Origin of the sequence: Thioalkalivibrio sp. AKL17 (assembly GCF_000377885.1) — a bacterium.
GTDB classification, from domain to species: Bacteria; Pseudomonadota; Gammaproteobacteria; order Ectothiorhodospirales; family Ectothiorhodospiraceae; genus Thioalkalivibrio; species Thioalkalivibrio halophilus.
The window spans coordinates 159,933-178,578 of the sequence record NZ_KB898767.1 but is presented as its reverse complement, the minus strand read 5'-3'; the positions used below and the strand labels follow the sequence as shown (position 1 = coordinate 178,578).

At 68.8% G+C, this 18,646-nt stretch carries 18 protein-coding genes and 1 tRNA gene; 11 read left to right on the top strand and 8 right to left on the bottom strand.

Annotated features, from left to right (window positions below):
* The 7 genes from recG to ispB all read right to left on the bottom strand — a co-directional run bounded on the left by recG (window position 1) and on the right by ispB (window position 6,848).
* The gene (gene recG / locus D577_RS0109165; RefSeq protein ID WP_018947190.1) at window positions 1-2,064 is read right to left on the bottom strand and encodes an ATP-dependent DNA helicase RecG; all 2,064 of its coding nucleotides are present in this window, start codon (window positions 2,062-2,064) and stop codon (window positions 1-3) included.
* Between the two features lie 25 nt (window positions 2,065-2,089).
* The gene (locus D577_RS0109160) at window positions 2,090-2,479 is read right to left on the bottom strand and encodes a RidA family protein (RefSeq protein ID WP_018947189.1); all 390 of its coding nucleotides are present in this window, start codon (window positions 2,477-2,479) and stop codon (window positions 2,090-2,092) included.
* A 39-nt stretch (window positions 2,480-2,518) separates the two neighbouring features.
* Window positions 2,519-4,702, bottom strand: coding sequence for a bifunctional GTP diphosphokinase/guanosine-3',5'-bis pyrophosphate 3'-pyrophosphohydrolase (gene spoT, locus D577_RS0109155; RefSeq protein WP_026288994.1), 2,184 nt, complete (start codon window positions 4,700-4,702; stop codon window positions 2,519-2,521).
* Between the two features lie 9 nt (window positions 4,703-4,711).
* A complete protein-coding gene (rpoZ, locus tag D577_RS0109150; RefSeq protein ID WP_018947187.1) occupies window positions 4,712-4,987 on the bottom strand; it encodes a DNA-directed RNA polymerase subunit omega in 276 nt (91 codons plus the stop codon).
* A gap of 34 nt (window positions 4,988-5,021) precedes the next feature.
* Window positions 5,022-5,672, bottom strand: coding sequence for a guanylate kinase (gene gmk, locus D577_RS0109145; protein ID WP_018947186.1), 651 nt, complete (start codon window positions 5,670-5,672; stop codon window positions 5,022-5,024).
* 67 nt (window positions 5,673-5,739) lie between these two features.
* Window positions 5,740-5,816: transfer RNA gene (locus D577_RS0109140), tRNA-Pro, on the bottom strand.
* A gap of 63 nt (window positions 5,817-5,879) precedes the next feature.
* The gene (gene ispB / locus D577_RS0109130) at window positions 5,880-6,848 is read right to left on the bottom strand and encodes an octaprenyl diphosphate synthase (protein WP_026288993.1); all 969 of its coding nucleotides are present in this window, start codon (window positions 6,846-6,848) and stop codon (window positions 5,880-5,882) included.
* A 232-nt stretch (window positions 6,849-7,080) separates the two neighbouring features.
* Here ispB and rplU point away from each other — a divergent pair, with 232 nt between their 5' ends.
* The 4 genes from rplU to proB all read left to right on the top strand — a co-directional run bounded on the left by rplU (window position 7,081) and on the right by proB (window position 9,933).
* Entirely contained in the window at window positions 7,081-7,392 is a 312-nt protein-coding gene (gene rplU, locus D577_RS0109125; RefSeq protein ID WP_018936343.1) for a 50S ribosomal protein L21, read from the top strand.
* Window positions 7,393-7,426: 34 nt separating this feature from the next.
* Window positions 7,427-7,687: a 50S ribosomal protein L27 gene (gene rpmA, locus D577_RS0109120; RefSeq protein WP_018947184.1), complete on the top strand. Its 261-nt coding sequence runs from the start codon at window positions 7,427-7,429 to the stop codon at window positions 7,685-7,687.
* An 81-nt stretch (window positions 7,688-7,768) separates the two neighbouring features.
* Window positions 7,769-8,818 carry an Obg family GTPase CgtA gene (gene cgtA / locus D577_RS0109115; protein WP_018947183.1) on the top strand — a complete coding sequence of 350 codons (1,050 nt, stop codon included), beginning with the start codon at window positions 7,769-7,771 and terminating at the stop codon, window positions 8,816-8,818.
* Window positions 8,815-9,933: a glutamate 5-kinase gene (gene proB, locus D577_RS0109110; protein WP_018947182.1), complete on the top strand. Its 1,119-nt coding sequence runs from the start codon at window positions 8,815-8,817 to the stop codon at window positions 9,931-9,933. The genes cgtA and proB overlap by 4 nt, the downstream gene beginning before the upstream one ends.
* A 103-nt stretch (window positions 9,934-10,036) precedes the next feature.
* Here the strand turns inward: proB and rpsT are convergent, their stop codons facing one another.
* A complete protein-coding gene (rpsT, locus tag D577_RS0109105; protein ID WP_026279417.1) occupies window positions 10,037-10,303 on the bottom strand; it encodes a 30S ribosomal protein S20 in 267 nt (88 codons plus the stop codon).
* 194 nt (window positions 10,304-10,497) lie between these two features.
* On the opposite strand from rpsT, the gene D577_RS0109100 reads away from it, so the two are divergent.
* From D577_RS0109100 to ispH, 7 genes are all read left to right on the top strand, one after another.
* The gene (locus tag D577_RS0109100) at window positions 10,498-11,028 is read left to right on the top strand and encodes a DsrE family protein (RefSeq protein WP_018947181.1); all 531 of its coding nucleotides are present in this window, start codon (window positions 10,498-10,500) and stop codon (window positions 11,026-11,028) included.
* A 118-nt stretch (window positions 11,029-11,146) separates the two neighbouring features.
* Window positions 11,147-12,706 carry a murein biosynthesis integral membrane protein MurJ gene (gene murJ, locus D577_RS0109095; RefSeq protein ID WP_024329451.1) on the top strand — a complete coding sequence of 520 codons (1,560 nt, stop codon included), beginning with the start codon at window positions 11,147-11,149 and terminating at the stop codon, window positions 12,704-12,706.
* 51 nt (window positions 12,707-12,757) lie between these two features.
* On the top strand, window positions 12,758-13,747 hold the full coding sequence (ribF, locus tag D577_RS0109090; protein WP_018947179.1) for a bifunctional riboflavin kinase/FAD synthetase: 990 nt from the start codon (window positions 12,758-12,760) through the stop codon (window positions 13,745-13,747).
* A 69-nt stretch (window positions 13,748-13,816) separates the two neighbouring features.
* Entirely contained in the window at window positions 13,817-16,660 is a 2,844-nt protein-coding gene (ileS, locus tag D577_RS0109085; RefSeq protein WP_018947178.1) for an isoleucine--tRNA ligase, read from the top strand.
* Window positions 16,657-17,154, top strand: a complete 498-nt coding sequence (gene lspA / locus D577_RS0109080) for a signal peptidase II (protein WP_018947177.1) — start codon at window positions 16,657-16,659, stop codon at window positions 17,152-17,154. Before ileS ends, lspA begins: the two co-directional genes overlap by 4 nt.
* Window positions 17,155-17,188: 34 nt before the next feature.
* A complete protein-coding gene (locus tag D577_RS0109075; protein ID WP_018947176.1) occupies window positions 17,189-17,626 on the top strand; it encodes a peptidylprolyl isomerase in 438 nt (145 codons plus the stop codon).
* A 19-nt stretch (window positions 17,627-17,645) separates the two neighbouring features.
* Entirely contained in the window at window positions 17,646-18,593 is a 948-nt protein-coding gene (gene ispH, locus D577_RS0109070; protein WP_018947175.1) for a 4-hydroxy-3-methylbut-2-enyl diphosphate reductase, read from the top strand.
* Window positions 18,594-18,646: the final 53 nt, after the last annotated feature.

Below are 18,646 nucleotides of genomic sequence, written 5' to 3'. Positions count from 1 at the left end.
TCAGCCGACCTGGCCGTAGCGGGTCGCATCCCCCAGCCAGCGATCGATCAGCGCGCCGCCGCGCGGCGGGTCCTGCAGCAGGCCCTCGGCGATCCGGGTGGCGCGTGGCAGTAGGTCCTGATCGCGTGACCAGTCGGCCACGCGGAAGCTGCGGTCGCCGGTCTGGCGCGTGCCCAGCAGTTCCCCCGGGCCGCGCAGCTTCAGGTCCACCTCGGCAATCTCGAAACCGTCGTCGGTGCGGCGCATCGCCTCCAGTCGTTCGCGTGCGGTCTCGCCCAGCGGCGGGCGATACAGCAGCACGCAGGCGCTGGCGGCATTGCCGCGCCCAACCCGTCCGCGCAGCTGGTGCAGCTGCGACAGGCCCATGCGTTCGGCGTTCTCGATGACCATCAGGCTGGCGTTGGGCACGTCCACGCCGACCTCGATCACCGTGGTCGCCACCAGCAGGTCGATCTCGCCGCGCCGGAACCCCTCCATCACCTGATCGCGCTCGCTGCCCTTCATGCGGCCGTGGGCCAGCCCGATGCGCAGCCCCGGCAGGGCCTCGGCCAGGCGCTCGCGGGTGGCCTCGGCGGATTCGGCCTCCAGCTGCTCCGAGTCTTCCACCAGCGGACACACCCAGTAGGCCTGGGTGCCGTCGCCGCAGGCCACGCGGATGCGCTCGATCACCTCGTCGCGGCGCTCGTGGCTGATCAGCGCGGTGCGCACCGGCGTGCGCCCGGGCGGGCGCTCGTCGATGATCGAGGTCTCCAGCCCGGCATACAGGGTCATCGCCAGGGTGCGAGGGATGGGCGTGGCAGTCATGATCAGCTGGTGCGGGGTGCCCCCGTTGCCCTTCTCGCGCAGCGCCATGCGCTGATGCACGCCGAAGCGGTGCTGCTCGTCCACCACCGCCAGGCCCAGGCGGTGGAAGCGCACGTCTTCCTGGAACAGGGCGTGGGTGCCCACCGCGACCGGGCGGTCGCCGCTGGCCAGTTCGTTCAGCAGCTGGCCGCGCTCCCCGCGTGCCTGGCGCCCGCCCAGCCAGGCGATGGGGATGCCCATGGGCTCCAGCCAGGCCGCCAGGTTGCGGGCGTGCTGGCGTGCCAGCAGTTCGGTGGGGGCCATGAACGCGACCTGGTAGCCGGCCTCCACCGCGGCCAGCGCCGCAGCCACCGCCACCAGGGTCTTGCCCGAGCCCACGTCGCCCTGCAGCAGGCGGTTCATCGGCTGCTGGCGGGCGAGATCCGCGCGGATCTCGCCGATCACGCGCTGCTGGGCCCCGGTCAGCGGGAACGGCAGTCCGGCATGCAGGCGTTCCCACAGATCGCCGGGCGGATCCAGCGCCGGGGCGTGTTCGTCGGGTTCGGTCCGGGCATGCTGCAGGCGGGCGAGCTGGTGCGCGACCAGTTCCTCCAGCGCAAGCCGGGTCTGCGCGGCCGAGCGTCCGTCGATGCCAGGCTCGAGCGTCGCGGTCTGCGCGTCGGGTGGCGGCTGGTGGAGGTCCTGCACGGCCTGCTGCAGCGGCGGCAGGCCGTCACGCTCCAGTTCCGGCAACAGGTCGGGCAGCTGCCGGATGCCGGGCAGGGCCTGGCGCACCAGCTTGCGCAGCAGCGGCTGGGACACACCCTCGGTGACCGGGTAGACCGGGGTCAGGCGCTGTTCCAGCGCCGGCGGGGCGTCCGGATCGACGATCTCGGTCTCCGGGTGCACGCATTCCAGCGCCCCGGGCACGCCGCGCGGTTCACCGAAGGCGCGGACCCGGGTACCGCTCGCCAGGCGTTTCTGCTGCGCGTTGCCGAAATGAAAGAAGCGCAGGGTAATGACGCCCTGACCGTCCCCCAGGGTCACCACCAGCATGCGCCGACGGCGGATCACGACCTCGCTGCGCTCGACCACGCCCTCGAACAGGGCGGCGCGGCCCGGGCGCAGGCGGTCCAGCGGGGTGATGCGGGTGCGGTCCTCGAAGCGCAGCGGCAGGTGGAACAGCAGATCCCCGCAGACGTGCAGGCCCAGCCGCGCCAGGCGTTCGGCCTGGCGCGGACCCACGCCGGTGAGTTCGGTCAGCGGGGCCTGCAGGTCCATCTGCAGTGCTCCGGGGCGCGGGGCCTCAGCCCCGCGGACACCAGGCGATGGCGTCCATCTCCACCTGTGCCCCCTTGGGCAGGGCGGCCACGCCGATCGCCGCGCGCGCCGGATAAGGCTCGCTGAAGTATTCGCTCATCAGCTCGTTGACCAGCGGGAAATGGGTCAGGTCGACGAGGTAGATGTTGAGCTTGGCGATATCGCCCAGGCGCGCGCCGGCGGCATCCAGCACCGCCGCCAGGTTGTCGAACACCCGGCGGATCTGCGCCTCGATGCCGCCGTCCACCAGGTCCATGGTGGCCGGGTCCAGCGGGATCTGGCCGGAGAGGTACAGGGTGTCGCCGGTGCGCACCGCCTGGGAGTAGGGGCCGATGGCGGCCGGGGCGGCGTCGGTCTGGATTACTTCGCGGGACATGGAACCTCCTGGTTATTCAGCGCCGGGAACCATACCGCGTCAGCCGCGCGGGCGCGAGATCCGCAGCACGTCCGGCAGGCGCCGCAGGCCGCGCATGATCTGCGCCAGGTGCTGGCGGTCGCGCACTGTCAGCTGGAAGGTCATGGCGGTGGAGTGGCCGTCCTGCTCGTTGAACGAGATGTGCTCGATGTTGGAGCCCTGGTCGGCGATGCAGGCAGCCATCTCGGCCAGCGCGCCGCGGCGGTTGGCAGTACGCGTGCGCACCGCAGCGGTGAACTGCAGGCCCGGTTCGTGCGACCACTCGAGGTCGATCCTGCGATCCGGGCGTTCGCGGCCCTCGTGCAGGTTGCGGCAGTTCTCGCGATGGACCACCAGGCCGCGCCCGGCGCTCAGCTGACCGATGATTGGATCACCCGGGATGGGATAGCAGCAGCGGCCATAGTTCAGGACCATGCCCTCGGTCCCGCGGATCGCCAGGGATGCGGTCTCGTGGCCGTCGGTCTCGCCCTCGATCTCGGCCGCCTCGCCGTCCAGGCCCACCAGCTGGCGTGCCACCAGCGAGGCCATGCGATTCCCCAGACCGATCTCGGCCAGCAGATCATCCAGCTCGGTGAGTTTCATGTTGTCCAGGAGCTGGTCCAGCTGTGCCGGGGAGATCCGCGCGAGGCTGGAATCCAGTGCCGCCAGGGATTTTTCCAGCAGGCGGCGGCCAAGGGCCCGCGCCTCGTCCTTCTGCATGGATTTCAGGCAGTGGCGGATGCCGGTGCGGGCCTTGCCGGTGACCACGAACGACAGCCAGGCGGGGTTGGGCCGGGCACCCTGCGCGGTGACGATCTCCACCGTCTGGCCGCTTTGCAGCCGGCTGGAGAGCGGCGCCAGCTGGCGGTCGATCTTGGCGGCCACGCAGCGGTTGCCGACGTCCGAGTGCACGGCATAGGCGAAGTCGATGGGCGTGGCGTTGCGCGGCAGGACCAGGATGTCGCCACCCGGGGTGAAGGTGTAGACCTCGTCGGGGAACAGGTCGACCTTCACGTTTTCCAGGAACTCGATCGAATTGCCCACGCTGTTCTGGATTTCGAGGACATCCTTGAGCCATTCGCGTGCGCGGCTCTGCGCCGTCTGCGCCAGCTCGCCCCCCGACTTGTACTGCCAGTGGGCGGCGATGCCGCTTTCCGCGACACGATCCATCTCGGTGGTGCGGATCTGCACCTCGATCGGGATGCCCTGCGGGCCGAACAGCACGGTGTGCAGTGACTGGTAGCCGTTGGACTTGGGGATCGCGATGTAGTCCTTGAAGCGCCCCGGCACCGGCTTGTACAGGTTGTGGACCACCCCCAGCGAGCGGTAGCAGGTGTCCATGTCGTCGACCACGATGCGGATCGCGAACACGTCGAACACATCTTCGAAGGTGTGCCGCTTCGAGCGCATCTTGCGGTAGATGCTGTACAGCGATTTCTCGCGTCCGGAGATCCGGCCCTCGATGCCCGCGGCCTCCATGCGCGAGCAGATCGCCTGCTCGATGTTGCGCATCGGCTCGCGGCGGTTGCCGCGGGCGTCCTGCATCGCGCGTTCCAGGACCGCGGACCGCCAGGGATGCCTGGCGACAAAGCCGAGGTGTTCCAGCTCGCGGCGCATGGCGTTCATCCCCAGGCGCTGCGCGATGGGGGCGTAGATCTCCAGGGTCTCGTTGGCGATGCGGCGCTTCTTGTCCGGGCGCATCACGCCCAGGGTGCGCATGTTGTGCAGGCGGTCGGCCAGCTTGACCAGGATCACCCGAATGTCGCGGGTGATCGCCAGCATCATCTTGCGGAAGTTCTCCGCCTGCGCCTCGGCCTTGGACTGGAACTGCAGGTGGGTCAGCTTGGAGACCCCGTCGACCAGCTCTGCGACTTCCTCGCCGAACTCGGCGTGGATGCGGTCCTTGCTGGTGGGGGTGTCCTCCATCACGTCGTGGAGGATGGCCGCGCAGATCGCGCGGTGGTCCATGCGCATCTCGGCCATGGTGCGGGCCACGGCCAGGGGGTGGTAGATGTACGGCTCGCCGGTCTTGCGCGTCTGGCCCTCGTGGGCCTCGGCGCCGAACAGATACGCGCGATAGATCTCCTCGACCTGCTCGGGCTCCAGGTACGCCTCCAGCTCAGCGCACAGGTCGCTGATCAGGAAACGCGCGGAGCCCGAGGAAGCCGAGGAGACGGCCCCGGGCGCTGAAAGCCCAGCGGCCAAGGGCTCCACCTACCGTTCGTCGGCTTCGAGCTGTTCCAGGTGCCGGATCGTGGAGAAATCCAGCATCTGGTTCTGCGGACGCTCGTCGTGCTCGTCGAACACCTCGGCCCCAACCACGCCCGCTGCGATCTCGCGCAGGGCGATGACCGTTGGCTTGTCGTTGTTCTCGGGCACTCGGGGTTCCTTGCCGTGGGCGATGTGACGCGCGCGACGGGCGGCCATCATCACCAGCTCGAAGCGGTTGTCGACTTTTTCGAGGCAGTCCTCGACGGTTATGCGGGCCATGGTCTTGCTCCGGCTGTTGCGTCTGTTGCGTATGTCAGGCCGATGCCCGGGCACCGGCCAGCAGGTTGTTCAGGGTGTCCGCAGAGCGGATCTCCTGCTCCACCGTGCGCAGCCGGTTGGAGCGGAAGATGCTGGCGAGATCCCGCAGAGCCTGATCAAACTCCGCGTTGACCACGGTGTAGTCGTATTCGCGGTAATGCGTGCAGTCCGACTCGGCATCACGCAGGCGGCGTTCGATCACCTCCTCACTATCCTGACCACGGCCGCGCAGCCGACGTTCCAGTTCGGTGCGCGAAGGCGGCAGGATGAAGACCGAGCGGCAGTCCGGCACCGCGGCGCGGACCTGCCGGGCACCCTGCCAGTCGATCTCCAGGATCACGTCGAAACCGGCGTCCAGGCGTTCGTTCACGCTGGCCAGTGCGGTGCCGTAGAAGTTGTCGAACACCTTGGCGTGTTCCAGCAGCTTGCCGTCCTCGATCATGCCGAGGAAGGTCTCCGCCGAAACGAAATGGTAGTCGATGCCGTCGACCTCGCCCGGGCGCGGCTGACGCGTGGTGTGCGAGACCGAGACCTCGACGTCCTCGACGCTGTCCAGCAATGCGCCGACCAGACTGGTCTTGCCGGCACCCGAAGGTGCGGAAACGATGTACAGCGTGCCACGTGCGGGCCGGGAAGAAACGCTCATGCAGGCATCCGCCGAAGGAAGGACCGGGCGGTGCCGGATGCACCGCCCGACCGGAGAAATCGGGAAATGGTCGGAGTGAAAGGATTCGAACCTTCGACCCCTGCCTCCCGAAGGCAGTGCTCTACCAAGCTGAGCTACACTCCGACGCTGAGCTCGATATTGTGCCGTGTTTGTTCGGGGTTGTCCATGCCCCGGGCGAACGCGGTGTCAGTGATCGCGGCCCACGGCGAAGCGGGCGATGTCCGCCAGGGCGCGGCGGTGGGGGGTGTCCGGCAGCCCGGCGATGGCGTCGATCGCCGCGTCGGTTTCGGCCTCCGCCCGCGCCCGGGCGTACTCCAGCGCGCCGGTGGAGTGCATCGCCGCGATCACCGCGTCGGTTTCCTCGCGCCCGCCCTGTTCGATTGCCCGGCGCACCACGGCCTTTTCGGCGTCGCTGCCCTCGCGCAGCACGTGGATCAGCGGCAGGGTCGGCTTGCCCTCGGCGAGGTCGTCGCCCAGCTGCTTGCCGGTCACCTCGGGGTCGGCCGAATAGTCGAGCACATCGTCGATCAGCTGGAACGCGGTGCCCAGGTGCATGCCGTAGCGCGCCAGCGCGGCCTCGTCGGCGGCGTCGCGCTGCGCGAGGATGCCGCCGATCTGGCAGGCCGCCTCGAACAGCTTGGCGGTCTTCGACTGGATCACGTCCATGTAGCGCGCCTCGTCGACATCCGCGTCGTGGCAGTTCATCAGCTGCATCACTTCGCCTTCCGCGATGACGTTGGTCGCGCGCGACAGGATCTCCATCACCCGCATCGAGTCGATCTCGACCATCATCTCGAAGGCGCGGGTGTAGAGGAAGTCACCCACCAGCACGGCGGCCTCGTTGCCGAAGATGTGGTTCGCGGTCTCGTTGCCGCGGCGCATTTCCGAGGCATCCACCACGTCGTCGTGCAGCAGGGTCGCGGTGTGGATGAACTCCACCAGCGCCGCCAGGGTGACGTGCTTGTCGCCCTCGTAACCGCAGGCCCGGGCCGACAGGGTCGCCAGCAACGGCCGCAGTCGCTTGCCGCCACTGTGGATGATGTAGTGTCCGAGCTGGTTGATCAGCACCACGGGGGAGCTGAGCCGGTCGCGGATGCAGGCGTCGACTGCCTGCATGTCGTCGGCAGCGAGCTCTCGGATGGCGTCTATGGACATGCGGTTCGGCAGGCCGGTGAGGGTGGGGTCGGTTTCGGCAGGCCCGCACGCGCGCGCCGCCTCCAGCAAATGAAGAGCCCGGCATGCTAGAAAGGGGGTGGCGGGGTGTCAAGCAATACGGGTGGCCGAAACGTTGACCCCCGGCGGGGGTGCTGCTAGCATTGCCGCCCTTTCGCGAGACCAGTCATCAGCACCTGGTCCATACAGGTCATCGCAACGGAGTCCCAGGGAAATGTACGCGATCATCGCAACAGGTGGTAAACAGTACCGCGTCGCCGAAGGTGACGTGATCCGCATCGAAAAGCTCGACGCCGAAGTCGGTTCCGAGGTCGATTTCGACCAGGTGCTGATGGTGGGTGCGGGTGACGATGTCCGCGTCGGGGCCCCGGTGGTCGATGGCGGCAAGGTCACCGCCAAAGTCGAGGACCACGGCCGCGGCGACAAGGTCCGCATCATCAAATTCCGGCGCCGCAAGCACAGCATGAAGCAGGCGGGCCACCGGCAGCACTACACCACCGTGCGCATCACCGGCATCGCCGGCTGAGCTGCGGCACGACAGTACTCGGGAGAACGAGAACATGGCACACAAGAAGGCAGGCGGCAGTTCCAAGAACGGGCGCGATTCCGAGAGTAAACGCCTTGGCGTCAAGCGGTTTGGCGGCCAGATCGTGAGCGCCGGCAACATCCTCGTGCGTCAGCGCGGTACGCAGTATCATCCCGGCGAGAACGTGGGTTGCGGCAAGGACCACACGCTGTTCGCCAAGGTGGATGGCGAGGTCGTGTTCAAGAAGGGCGGTCGTTTCAACCGCCGTTTCGTGACGGTCCAGCCGCAGCAGTAATCCGGCTGACCGCTACGCGGATCGCCGTAAAGCCCCGTTCTGCGGGGCTTTTTTTGTTTCTATCCCCTCCGGAGGCGAAGGATGCAGTTCATCGACGAGGCGAACATCGTGGTCAGGGCCGGCGATGGCGGTAATGGCTGCGTGAGCTTCCGCCGCGAGAAGTACATCCCCTTCGGCGGGCCGGATGGCGGCGACGGCGGGGACGGAGGTTCGGTGTGGCTGGTCGGGACCGAGCGCCTGAACACCCTGGCCGACTTCCGCTACCAGAAGCGTTTCGACGCCCCGCGCGGGAAAAACGGCATGGGTCAGAACCGCACCGGCGCGTCCGGCGAAGACCTCGAGATCGCGGTGCCGGTGGGCACCGTGGTGCGTGACGCGGAAACCGACGAGCTGCTGGGCGACATCACCGCGGACGGCCAGCGTCTGCTGGTCGCCCAGGGCGGCTATCACGGGCTCGGCAACACCCGCTACAAGAGCTCCACCAACCAGGCCCCGCGCCAGAGCAAGCCGGGCACGCCGGGCGAGCAGCGTCGCCTGCAGCTGGAACTGCGGGTGCTGGCCGACGTGGGGCTGCTGGGGCTGCCGAATGCCGGCAAATCGACCCTGCTGTCGCGCGCGTCGGCCGCGCGTCCGCGGGTGGCCGACTACCCGTTCACCACGCTTTATCCGCAACTGGGCGTGGTCAGCGTGGGGCCCGAGCAGAGCTTCGTGATGGCCGATATACCCGGGCTGATCGAGGGCGCGGCCGAGGGTGCCGGGCTGGGCACCCGCTTCCTCAAGCACCTGGGGCGCACCGAGCTGCTGCTGCACCTGGTGGACGTGGCCCCGCCGGACCCCGAAGCGGACCCGGTCACCGACATGCAGACCGCGCTCACCGAGCTGCAGCGGCACAGCGAAGAACTGGCGGCGCGCCCGCGCTGGCTGGTGCTCAACAAGTGCGAGCTGCTGGACGCGGAGGCGCTGGACGCGCTGGGCGAGCGCATGCAGGCGGCGCCCGGCGGCGACGTGCCGCAGTACCGCATCTCCGCCGCCACCGGCGACGGCGTGGACGGTCTGCTGCAGGCCGTGATGCGCGAAGTCGAGCGCCGGCGTCTCGACCCGGCGGAGGGCGAGCCGGAGGGCGAAGCATGAGCCGCGCCCTGCCGCAGGCGCGGCGCGTGGTGGTGAAGATCGGCAGCGCGCTGATTACCGCCGATGGCACCGGCCTCGACCGCCCGGCCCTGCAGGCCTGGGCCCGGCAGATGGCCGAACTGCGGGAGCAGGGGCTGGAGGTGATCCTGGTGTCCAGCGGGGCGGTGGCCGAAGGCATGTATCGCCTGGGCATGACCGAGCGGCCGCACCAGCTGCATCAGCTGCAGGCCTCGGCCGCGGTCGGTCAGATGGGGCTGGTGCAGGCCTACGAGCAGGAATTCGCGGCGCACGGGCTGCACGCCGCCCAGGTCCTGCTGACGCATGACGACCTGGCCGACCGCGAGCGCTACCTGAATGCGCGTTCGACCATGCAGGCCTTGCTGACCCTCGGCACCATCCCGGTGGTCAACGAGAACGACACCGTGGCCTACGAGGAGATCCGGCTGGGCGACAACGACACCCTGGCGGCGCTGGTCGCCAACCTGGTGGTGGCCGATCTGTTGCTGATCCTGACCGATCAGGAGGGCCTGTTCGACGCCGATCCGCGGCGTGACCCGCAGGCCCGGCGGATCGCCGAAGGCCGCGCCTCCGACGTGACGCTGCAGCAGTTCGTGGCTCCGGAGTTCGGGCGGCTGGGACGCGGCGGCATGGCCACCAAGCTGTACGCCGCGGAGCGTGCCGCGCGTTCCGGTACTCATACCGTGATCGCCTCGGGGCGCGAGGAGCGCGTGATGGCGCGGGTCCTGGCCGGCGAAGACGTGGGGACCTGGCTGCAGCCGGACCGCGAGCCGCTGGCCGCGCGCAAGCGCTGGATCGCCGACCAGCTGCATTCGCGCGGTGTGCTGCATCTCGACGAGGGTGCCGCGCGGGTGCTGCGCGAATCCGGTCGCAGCCTGCTGGCGGTGGGCGTGGCGCGGGTCGAGGGGGAATTCCGCCGCGGCGAGGTGGTGACCTGCGTGGCCCCGGATGGCTCCGGTGTTGCGCGTGGACTGGTCAACTACTCGGCGGCCGAGGTGGAGCGCATCCGCGGTCTGCGCGCCGATCAGATCGAGGCGGAGCTGGGTTATCAGTTCGAGCCGGAGCTCGTGCACCGCGATAACATGGTCCTGCTGTAGCGACACGCGCACGACATGCGCACGCAAACAAGCCCGCCCCTTCGCAGAGGGGCGGGCTTGTTCTGTCCTCGGGCTGCCGGCCGGGCCCGCAGGCCCGACGGTCTTACGCCTGCAGGGCGCGGATCCGCTGGTTCAGGCGGCTCTTGTGCCGGGCCGCCTTGTTCTTGTGGATCAGACCCTTGTTCGCGGTCTTGTCGATGATCGGGACCGCCTGGCGATACGCCTCGCGGGCAGCCTCGACGTCTCCCTGACGCAGCGGCTTGAGGACCGCCTTCATGTACGTACGGAAACGCGACCGCAGCGCCATGTTGTGGGCGCGGTTCTTCATGGACTGACGGGCCCTTTTACGGGCAGAAGCAATATTCGCCAAAACTCTATCCCTCGCGTGATTCGCCGGGTTCTCTGAAAGGCGACAAAGCATACTCGGGGCGCCGGTCAGGGTCAAGCTCGTCTTCGCCTGCAAGCAGGCTCCTACGCGAACCGGGCCCCGGTCGCCCCCGGAATGGAATCCCGGAGCCTGTGCGTCTACATTGCAGGCATCACAACACAAAAAGGAGCATGGAGATGAAATACCCCGCCGCCCGCAACAACGCCCTGGTCCCCGGCTTCGTGCTGGTGCTGCTGGCCCTGTTCGCCGCCAGCCTGGTCCTGGTCCCGCAGCAGGCGCGCGCCTTCGAGCCCGAGGCCAAGGTCGCCTACCACGCCGATTTCGCCGATCCGCGGCGCTTCTCGGCAATGCTCACCAGCATCAACAACATGGTCACCCATTACGAGCGCGAGTTCATCGAGGCGGACGTGCGGATCGTGTTCGTGTCCCACGGCATCCGTTTCATCGCCGATGATGACCTCGAAGACACCCCGTTCGAGGCCGACGAGGAATTGCTGGAGGAGCGCGAACGGCTGCAGAGCCGCCTGCGCACCCTGGCCAACACCTATGGTGTGACGCTGGAGCTGTGCGACATCACCCGCGGTGACATCGGCCTTCCGGAAGAGGATCTGATGGATGGCGTGGACATCGAGCTGGTGCCCTCCGGCGTGGTGCGCCTGACCGAGCTGCAGAACGACGAAGGCTTCGCCTACCTGAAGATCGAGTAATCCTCCCTTCCTCCTGACGGCTGCCCGCGGTTCTCCGGGGCAGCCGTCGCCGGGCCTGGCGACGGGCGAGTCGGTTACACTCCGGTCCGCTCATTGTCTGTGTGGTGCCGGCTTCCGCATGAACCGACTGTTCCGATCCACCGCTGTGGTCAGCGGCATGACCATGATCTCGCGGATCATGGGCTATCTGCGCGACATGGTGCTGGCGGTGACCTTCGGGGCCAGCGCGGCCACCGACGCCTTCTTCGTCGCCTTCCGCATCCCCAATTTTCTGCGCCGGCTGTTCGCCGAGGGGGCCTTCAACCAGGCCTTCGTGCCGGTGTTTGCCGAATTCCGCGAGAAGCGCGGGCGCGAGGCCCTGCGCGATTTGCTGGACCATACCGCCGGGGCGCTGATGGCGGCAGTCTCGGTGATCACGCTGCTGGGCATCCTCGCGGCCCCGGCCCTGATCTGGGTCTTCGCGCCCGGGCTGGCGCAGGCGGAAGGCCGCCAGGACCTGGCGGCGGACATGCTGCGCATCACCTTCCCGTACCTGCTGTTCATCTCCCTGACCGCGATGGCGGCGGGCATCCTCAACAGCATCGGGCGCTTCGCGGTGCCGGCGTTCACTCCGGTGTTTCTCAACCTGGCGCTGATCGGCGCCGCGCTGTGGCTGGCGCCGATGTTCGCCGAACCGGTGGTCGCGCTGGCCTGGGGCGTGTTCATCGCCGGGGGGCTGCAGCTGGCTTTCCAGATCCCGTTTCTGTGGCGGGCCGGGCTGCTGCCACGGCCGCGTTTCCGCCGGGCGCACGAGGGCGTGCGCCGGATCGTCAAGCTGATGCTGCCCGCGATCCTCGGGACCTCGGTGGTGCAGATCAACCTGCTGGTGGACACCCTGATCGCCTCGTTCCTGGTGGCGGGTTCGATCTCCTGGCTGTATTTCGGCGATCGCTTCGTCGAACTGCCGCTGGCGCTGTTCGGCATCGCCATCGGCACGGTAATCCTTCCGCGCCTGGCGAAACAGTTCAACGAGGAGCGGCCCGAGGCCTTCGGCCGCACCCTGGACTGGGCGCTGCGCACGGCGATGCTGGTGGCCCTGCCGGCGATGGCCGGGCTGGTGGTGCTGGCGGTGCCGATCCTCGCGACGCTGATCCAGTATCAGGAGTTCACCCCGCACGACACCCACATGACCGCACTGGCGCTGGCCGCCTATTCGCTGGGGCTCCCGGGCTTCATCCTGATCAAGGTGCTCGCGCCGGGCTTCTTCGCCCGCCAGGACACGAAAACCCCGGTGCGCATCGCGATCATTGCCATGCTGTGGAACATGCTGCTCAACGGCCTGTTCGTGCTGCCGTGGTATCTGTCCGGGGTGCCGGGTGCGCATGCCGGGCTGGCGCTGGCGACCTCGGCCTCGGCCTACATCAACGCCGGGCTGCTGTACCGCGGCCTGCTGCGCGAAGGGATCTACCGGCCGGGACCGGCCCTGCGGCGCCTGCGCTACGGGCTGCCCGTGGCCCTGGCGGTGATGGTGGCGGTGCTGGTGGTGCTGTCGCCGGCGCTGGACGCGTGGACGGACTGGTCCATCCCCGAGCGCGGGACCGCGCTGACCGGGCTGATCGTCGCCGGGGTGGCCAGTCTCGGGGTGACGCTGTGGCTGGCCGGGCTGCGTCCGCGGCATTTCCTGTTGCGCGAGGCCTGATCTCGCGGGGCACGCCGGGTTATACTTGCCGTTTTTCCTGGATACGGGGCAATGCGGCTGATTCGAGGGCTGGGAAGGCCCGACGGTACGGATTCCGGGCTGACCGCGGTGCGTGGCGCCGTGGTGACCATCGGCAACTTCGATGGTCTGCACTGCGGGCATCAGGCGGTGGTGGATCGCCTGCTGGCGGCCGCGCGCGAGCATGCGGCGCCGTCGGTGCTGATGACCTTCGAGCCGCTGCCGCGCGAATATTTCGCCGAACACGCCGGGGCGCCCACGCCGCCGGGGCGGCTGCAGCGCCTGCGCGACCGTCTGGTGGCGCTGGACGGCCGCGGCCTGGACGCCGCCTGGGTGCTGCGTTTCGATGCCCGCCTGGCGGGGCTGCCGGCGCGCGACTTCCTCGAGGAGGTCCTGTATCGGCGGCTGGGCGCGCGCCACGTGCTGGTGGGCGATGATTTCCGCTTCGGCCGCGGGCGCGAGGGCGACAGCGCCCTGATGCGTGCCGAAGGGGAGCGGCTGGGCTTCAGCGTGGAGTCCACGCCCACGGTCAGCGATGCCGACGGGCGCATCAGCAGCACCCGGGTGCGCGCCGCCGCGCGCGAGGGCGGCTTCGACGAGGTCGCGCGGCTGCTTGGACGGCCGTACCGGCTGCATGGCCGGGTGGCGCATGGCGATCGCCTTGGGCGCACCATCGGCTTTCCCACCGCCAACGTGCGCCTGGGCCGCTGGCCGCTGGCGCTGCGCGGGGTGTATGCCGGCTGGCTGCAAGGCGCGGGCGGCGAACCGCTGGCTGCGGTGGCGAACATCGGCTGGCGGCCCACGGTGCAGGGCACCGAACAGCGCCTGGAGATCCATGTGCTGGACGCCGCCCCCGAGCTCTACGGCGCGCGCGTGGCGTTCGAACCGCGCGCGCTGGTTCGCGGCGAACAGCGCTTCGACGGGCTGGATGCCCTCAAGGCGCAGATCGCACGGGACGCCGACACGGCGCGTGAATGCCTGGCGGGCGATGAACCGGGCCGTGTGCCCCGTACCGTCTGCTGACACCGGTCGAAACTGCCGAATCCTTCAACTCCACAGCAACCGGCCCCGCGGGGCCCATCCGGAAGAGCCATGGCCAAGAAACAGGCACCGCCGAATCCCTACAAGGATACGCTCAACCTGCCGCAGACCGCCTTCCCCATGCGGGCGAACCTGGCAAAGCGCGAGCCGGAATGGCTGGAGCAGTGGCGGGCGGAGGACCGTTATCGCCGCCTGCGCGAGCACTGCGCCGGACGCCCGCGGTTCGTGCTGGCCGACGGCCCGCCGTACGCCAACGGCTCGATCCACGTCGGCCACGCGGTCAACAAGATCCTCAAGGACATTATCGTCAAGAGCCGCACGCTGGCGGGCTTCGACGCCCCCTACGTGCCGGGCTGGGACTGCCACGGCCTGCCGATCGAGCTGCAGGTGGAGCACAACATCGGCAAGCCGGGACACGAAGTGGACGCGGCCTCCTTCCGCGAGGCCTGCCGGGCGTATGCCGCCGAGCAGGTAGCGGGGCAGTCGGCCGACTTCCAGCGCCTGGGCGTGCTGGGGGACTGGGAGAACCCGTACCTGACCATGGACTACCAGGTCGAGGCGGACACCGTGCGCGCCCTCGCCCGTATCTACGAACGCGGCCATGTGCAGATGGGCGAGAAGCCCGTGCACTGGTGTGTGGACTGCGGTTCCGCACTGGCCGAGGCCGAGGTGGAGTACGAGGACAAGATCTCGCAGGCGATCGACGTGCGCTTCCGCGTGGTGGACGACGTGGACCTGGTGCGGCGTTTCTCCGGGGCGGATGCCGACGGTCCGGTGAGCGTGGTGATCTGGACCACCACGCCGTGGACCCTGCCGGCCAACCAGGCGGTGGCCGTGCACCCGGAGCTGGATTACGCGCTGGTGGAACTGGAACACGAGCGCCTTCTGCTGGCGGAGGGGCTGCTGGAGGACTGCCTGGCCCGCTACGACCTGGGCGAAGGCCGCGTGCTGGCACGCGTGAAGGGTGCCGCGCTGGAAGGCCTGGTGCTGCAGCACCCGTTCCTGGAGCGCGAGGTGCCGCTGATTCTCGGCGACCACGTGACCACCGAGGCTGGTACCGGCTGCGTGCATACCGCCCCCGGCCACGGTCAGGACGACTACGCCGTGGGCCTGCAGTACAACCTGCCGGTGGACAACCCGGTGGGCCCCGACGGGGTGTTCGTGGAGGGCACGCCGTATTTCGCCGGGCAGAACGTGCACCAGGCCAACGGCCACGTGATCGACGTGCTGCACGAGAAGGCCGCGCTGATCGTGGCGCGCAAACTCCACCACAGCTACCCGCACTGCTGGCGGCACAAGACCCCCATCATCTTCCGCGCCACGCCGCAGTGGTTCATCAGCATGGACCGCGAGGAACTGCGTGCCGACGCCCTGCGCGCGATCGGCGAGACCCGCTGGATGCCCGACTGGGGACAGGCGCGCATCCACGGCATGGTGGCCAACCGGCCCGACTGGTGCATCTCGCGTCAGCGCCACTGGGGCGTGCCAATCCCGTTCTTCCTGCATCGCAAGACCGGCCGCGTGCACCCGATGACCCCCGAACTCACCGAGCAGGTGGCTCGGCGGATCGAAGAGGAGGGTATCGAGGCCTGGTTCCGCCTGGAGCCGGAAGAACTGCTGGGCGAGGAGGCCGCCGAGTACGTCAAGCTCACCGACACCCTGGACGTGTGGTTCGACTCCGGCGTGCTGCACAGCACGGTGGTGGAGAAGCGCCCCGAGCTGGGCGGCCTGCCGGCGGATCTGTTCCTCGAGGGTTCCGACCAGCACCGCGGCTGGTTCCAGTCCAGCCTGCTGACCAGCGTGGCCATGCGCGGTGAGGCGCCCTACCGCGGGGTGCTGACCCACGGCTTCACCGTGGACGAGAACGGCGAGAAGATGTCGAAGTCGCGCGGCAATGTCGTCGCGCCGCAGGAGGTTGTCTCCACCCTGGGCGCGGACATCCTGCGCCTGTGGGTCGCGGCGACCGACTTCTCCGGCGAGATGGCGATCTCCGACAACATCCTCGACCGTACCGCCGATGCCTACCGCCGCATCCGCAACACCATGCGCTTTTTGCTCGGCAACCTCAGCGGGTTCGATCCGCAGGAGCACGCCGTGCCGCTGGACGAACTGCTGCCGCTGGACCGCTGGATCGTGGCCCGCGCGCTGCAGGTGCAGGAACAGGTCACCCGCTCGTACGACGAGTTCCTGTTCCACCCGATCTACCAGCGGGTGCACAACTTCTGCTCGGTGGAGCTGGGCAGCTTCTACCTCGACGTGATCAAGGACCGCCAGTACACCACGCCGGCGGACTCGCACGCGCGGCGTTCCGCGCAGACCGCGCTGTACCACGTGGCCGAGGCCCTGACCCGGTGGATCGCGCCGATCCTGACCTTCACCGCCGAGGAGATCTGGGAGCTGCTGCCGGGCGAACGCGCGGACTCCGTGCTGTTCGCTACCTGGTACGAGGGCCTGGCCCCGCTGCCGGAGGACGCGACGTTCAGCAATGCCGACTGGGACCGTATCCTGGAGATGCGCACCCACGCCGCCCGCGCGCTGGAAACCGCCCGCAACGAGCAGCGCATCGGCGCCTCGCTGACCGCCGAGATCGACCTGCACGTGCCTGCCGATGCCCCGGTGCGCGCCCCGCTGGAACGCCTGGGTGACGAGGTGCGGTTCGTGTTCATTACCTCGGAGGTGCGCCTGAGCACCGAGCCCGCCCCGGCCGATGCGCATGTCGCGACCCTGGAGGACGGCACCGCGATCGGCGTGGTGGTGCACCGCAGTGAACACGCCAAGTGCGTGCGTTGCTGGCACCTGCGTCCCGATGTGGGCGAGAACCCGGCGCATCCGGAACTGTGCGGGCGCTGTGTGACCAACGTGGAGGGGCCGGGCGAGACCCGGCGGTTCGCATGAGACTGCCGGGGCATTCCGGACTGGCGCCGGGGCTCGCCCTGGCCGCGGTGGTGCTGGTCCTGGACCAGATCACCAAGTTCTGGGCCGAGCGCGCGCTCACCCAGTTCGCCTCGGTGGAAGTGGCCCCGTTCTTCAACTTCACCCTGCTGTACAACCCGGGGGCCGCGTTCAGCCTGCTGGCCGATGCCGGCGGCTGGGGCCGCTGGCTGCTGTCCGGGATCGCGATCGCCGCCGGGGTGCTGATCACCGTCTGGCTGGCGCGTCTGCCGCGCAATGCCTGGCTGACCATCGCCTCGCTGGGGCTGATCGTGGGCGGGGCCATCGGCAACCTGGTGGACCGCCTGCGCATCGGCAAGGTGGTGGATTTTCTCGATTTCCACTGGGCCGGTTATCACTGGCCCGCATTCAACGTCGCCGACATGGCGATCACCGTGGGCGCGGTGCTGCTGATCGTTGCCGCCTTTACCGAAGGCGAGGCCACCCGCCGCGACTGACCCGCCCCGCGTCTGCAAGCGAACTGGAGCAAAGATGACGACCGTAGTAAAAGAAAAGCGCGTACGCATGCATTACCGGCTGGTGCTGGAAAACGGCCTGGTGGTGGATTCCACCGGCGAGGAACCCACCGAGCTGGAGGTCGGCGCCGGTGAGATCCTGCCCGGGCTGGAAGACCTGCTGATCGGCCTGCAGCCGGGCGATCAGCGGGAATTTGCGATCGAGGCCGGGACCATGTTTCCTTGGCCCGAGAAAGAGGCCTTCCAGTCGGTGCCCCGCAACCAGTTCCCGCCCGAGGCGGAGCTGGAAGAGGGTCAGATCTACGAGTTCACCAGTCCTTCGGCCGAGGCCGTGCCCGGCCGCATCAGCGAATTGAGCGAGGAGACCGTGACCGTGGACTTCAACCACCCGCTGGCGGGCAAGAACTTCACCTTCGAGGTGGAGATCCTGGAAGTGCACCCGGCGGACGAGTGATCCGCGAGGAGAACAGGGCATGAACATGCAGGTCCGGCTCGCCAACCCCCGCGGCTTCTGCGCCGGCGTCGAACGTGCCATCGAGATCGTGGAACGCGCCCTGGAGATCCACGGCGCCCCGCTGTACGTACGCCACGAGGTGGTGCACAACCGCCACGTGGTCGGGCGCCTGGAAGACGCCGGCGTGGTGTTCGTGGAAGAGCTGGACGAAGTGCCGGACGGGAACGTGGTCATCTTCTCCGCGCACGGCGTACCGCGCCGCGTGGAGGAAGAGGCCGAGCGCCGCGGCCTGACCGTGTTCGACGCCACCTGCCCGCTGGTGACCAAGGTCCACCTCGAGGTGTCGAAGCACGCCCGCGAGGGGCGCGAAGTGGTCCTCATCGGCCATGCCGGGCACCCCGAGGTGGAGGGCACCCTGGGCCAGTTCGACACCTCGAAGGGCGGGCGCATGATGCTGGTGGAAACCGTGGAAGACGTGGAACGCCTGGAGGTGAGCGAGCCCGACCGCCTGGCGTTCGTTTCGCAGACCACGCTGTCGATGGACGACACCGCCCACATCATCGACGCCCTCACCGCGCGCTTCCCCAACATCGAGGGGCCGCGCAAGATGGACATCTGCTACGCCACGCAGAACCGCCAGGACGCGGTGAAGACCCTCGCCGACGACTGCGACCTGCTGCTGGTGGTCGGCTCGAAGAACAGCTCCAACTCCAACCGCCTCGCCGAGATCGGCGCGCGCGCCGGCGTGCCGTCGTATCTGGTGGATGGAGCCACCGACATCGACCCCGCCTGGCTCGAAGGCCGCGACCGAATCGCCGTGACCGCCGGCGCCTCCGCCCCCGAACTGCTGGTGCAGGAAGTCATCGACTACCTGCGCGAGCGCGGCGTGAGCGAGGTCAGCGAAGTCGCCGGCCAGGAAGAGACCATCACCTTCTCCATCCCCCCCGGCCTGCGCGACACCGCCTGATCCCGCGCAGGAGCGGCCTTGGCCGCGAACTGGAGTTGTCCTAATCTGGACCC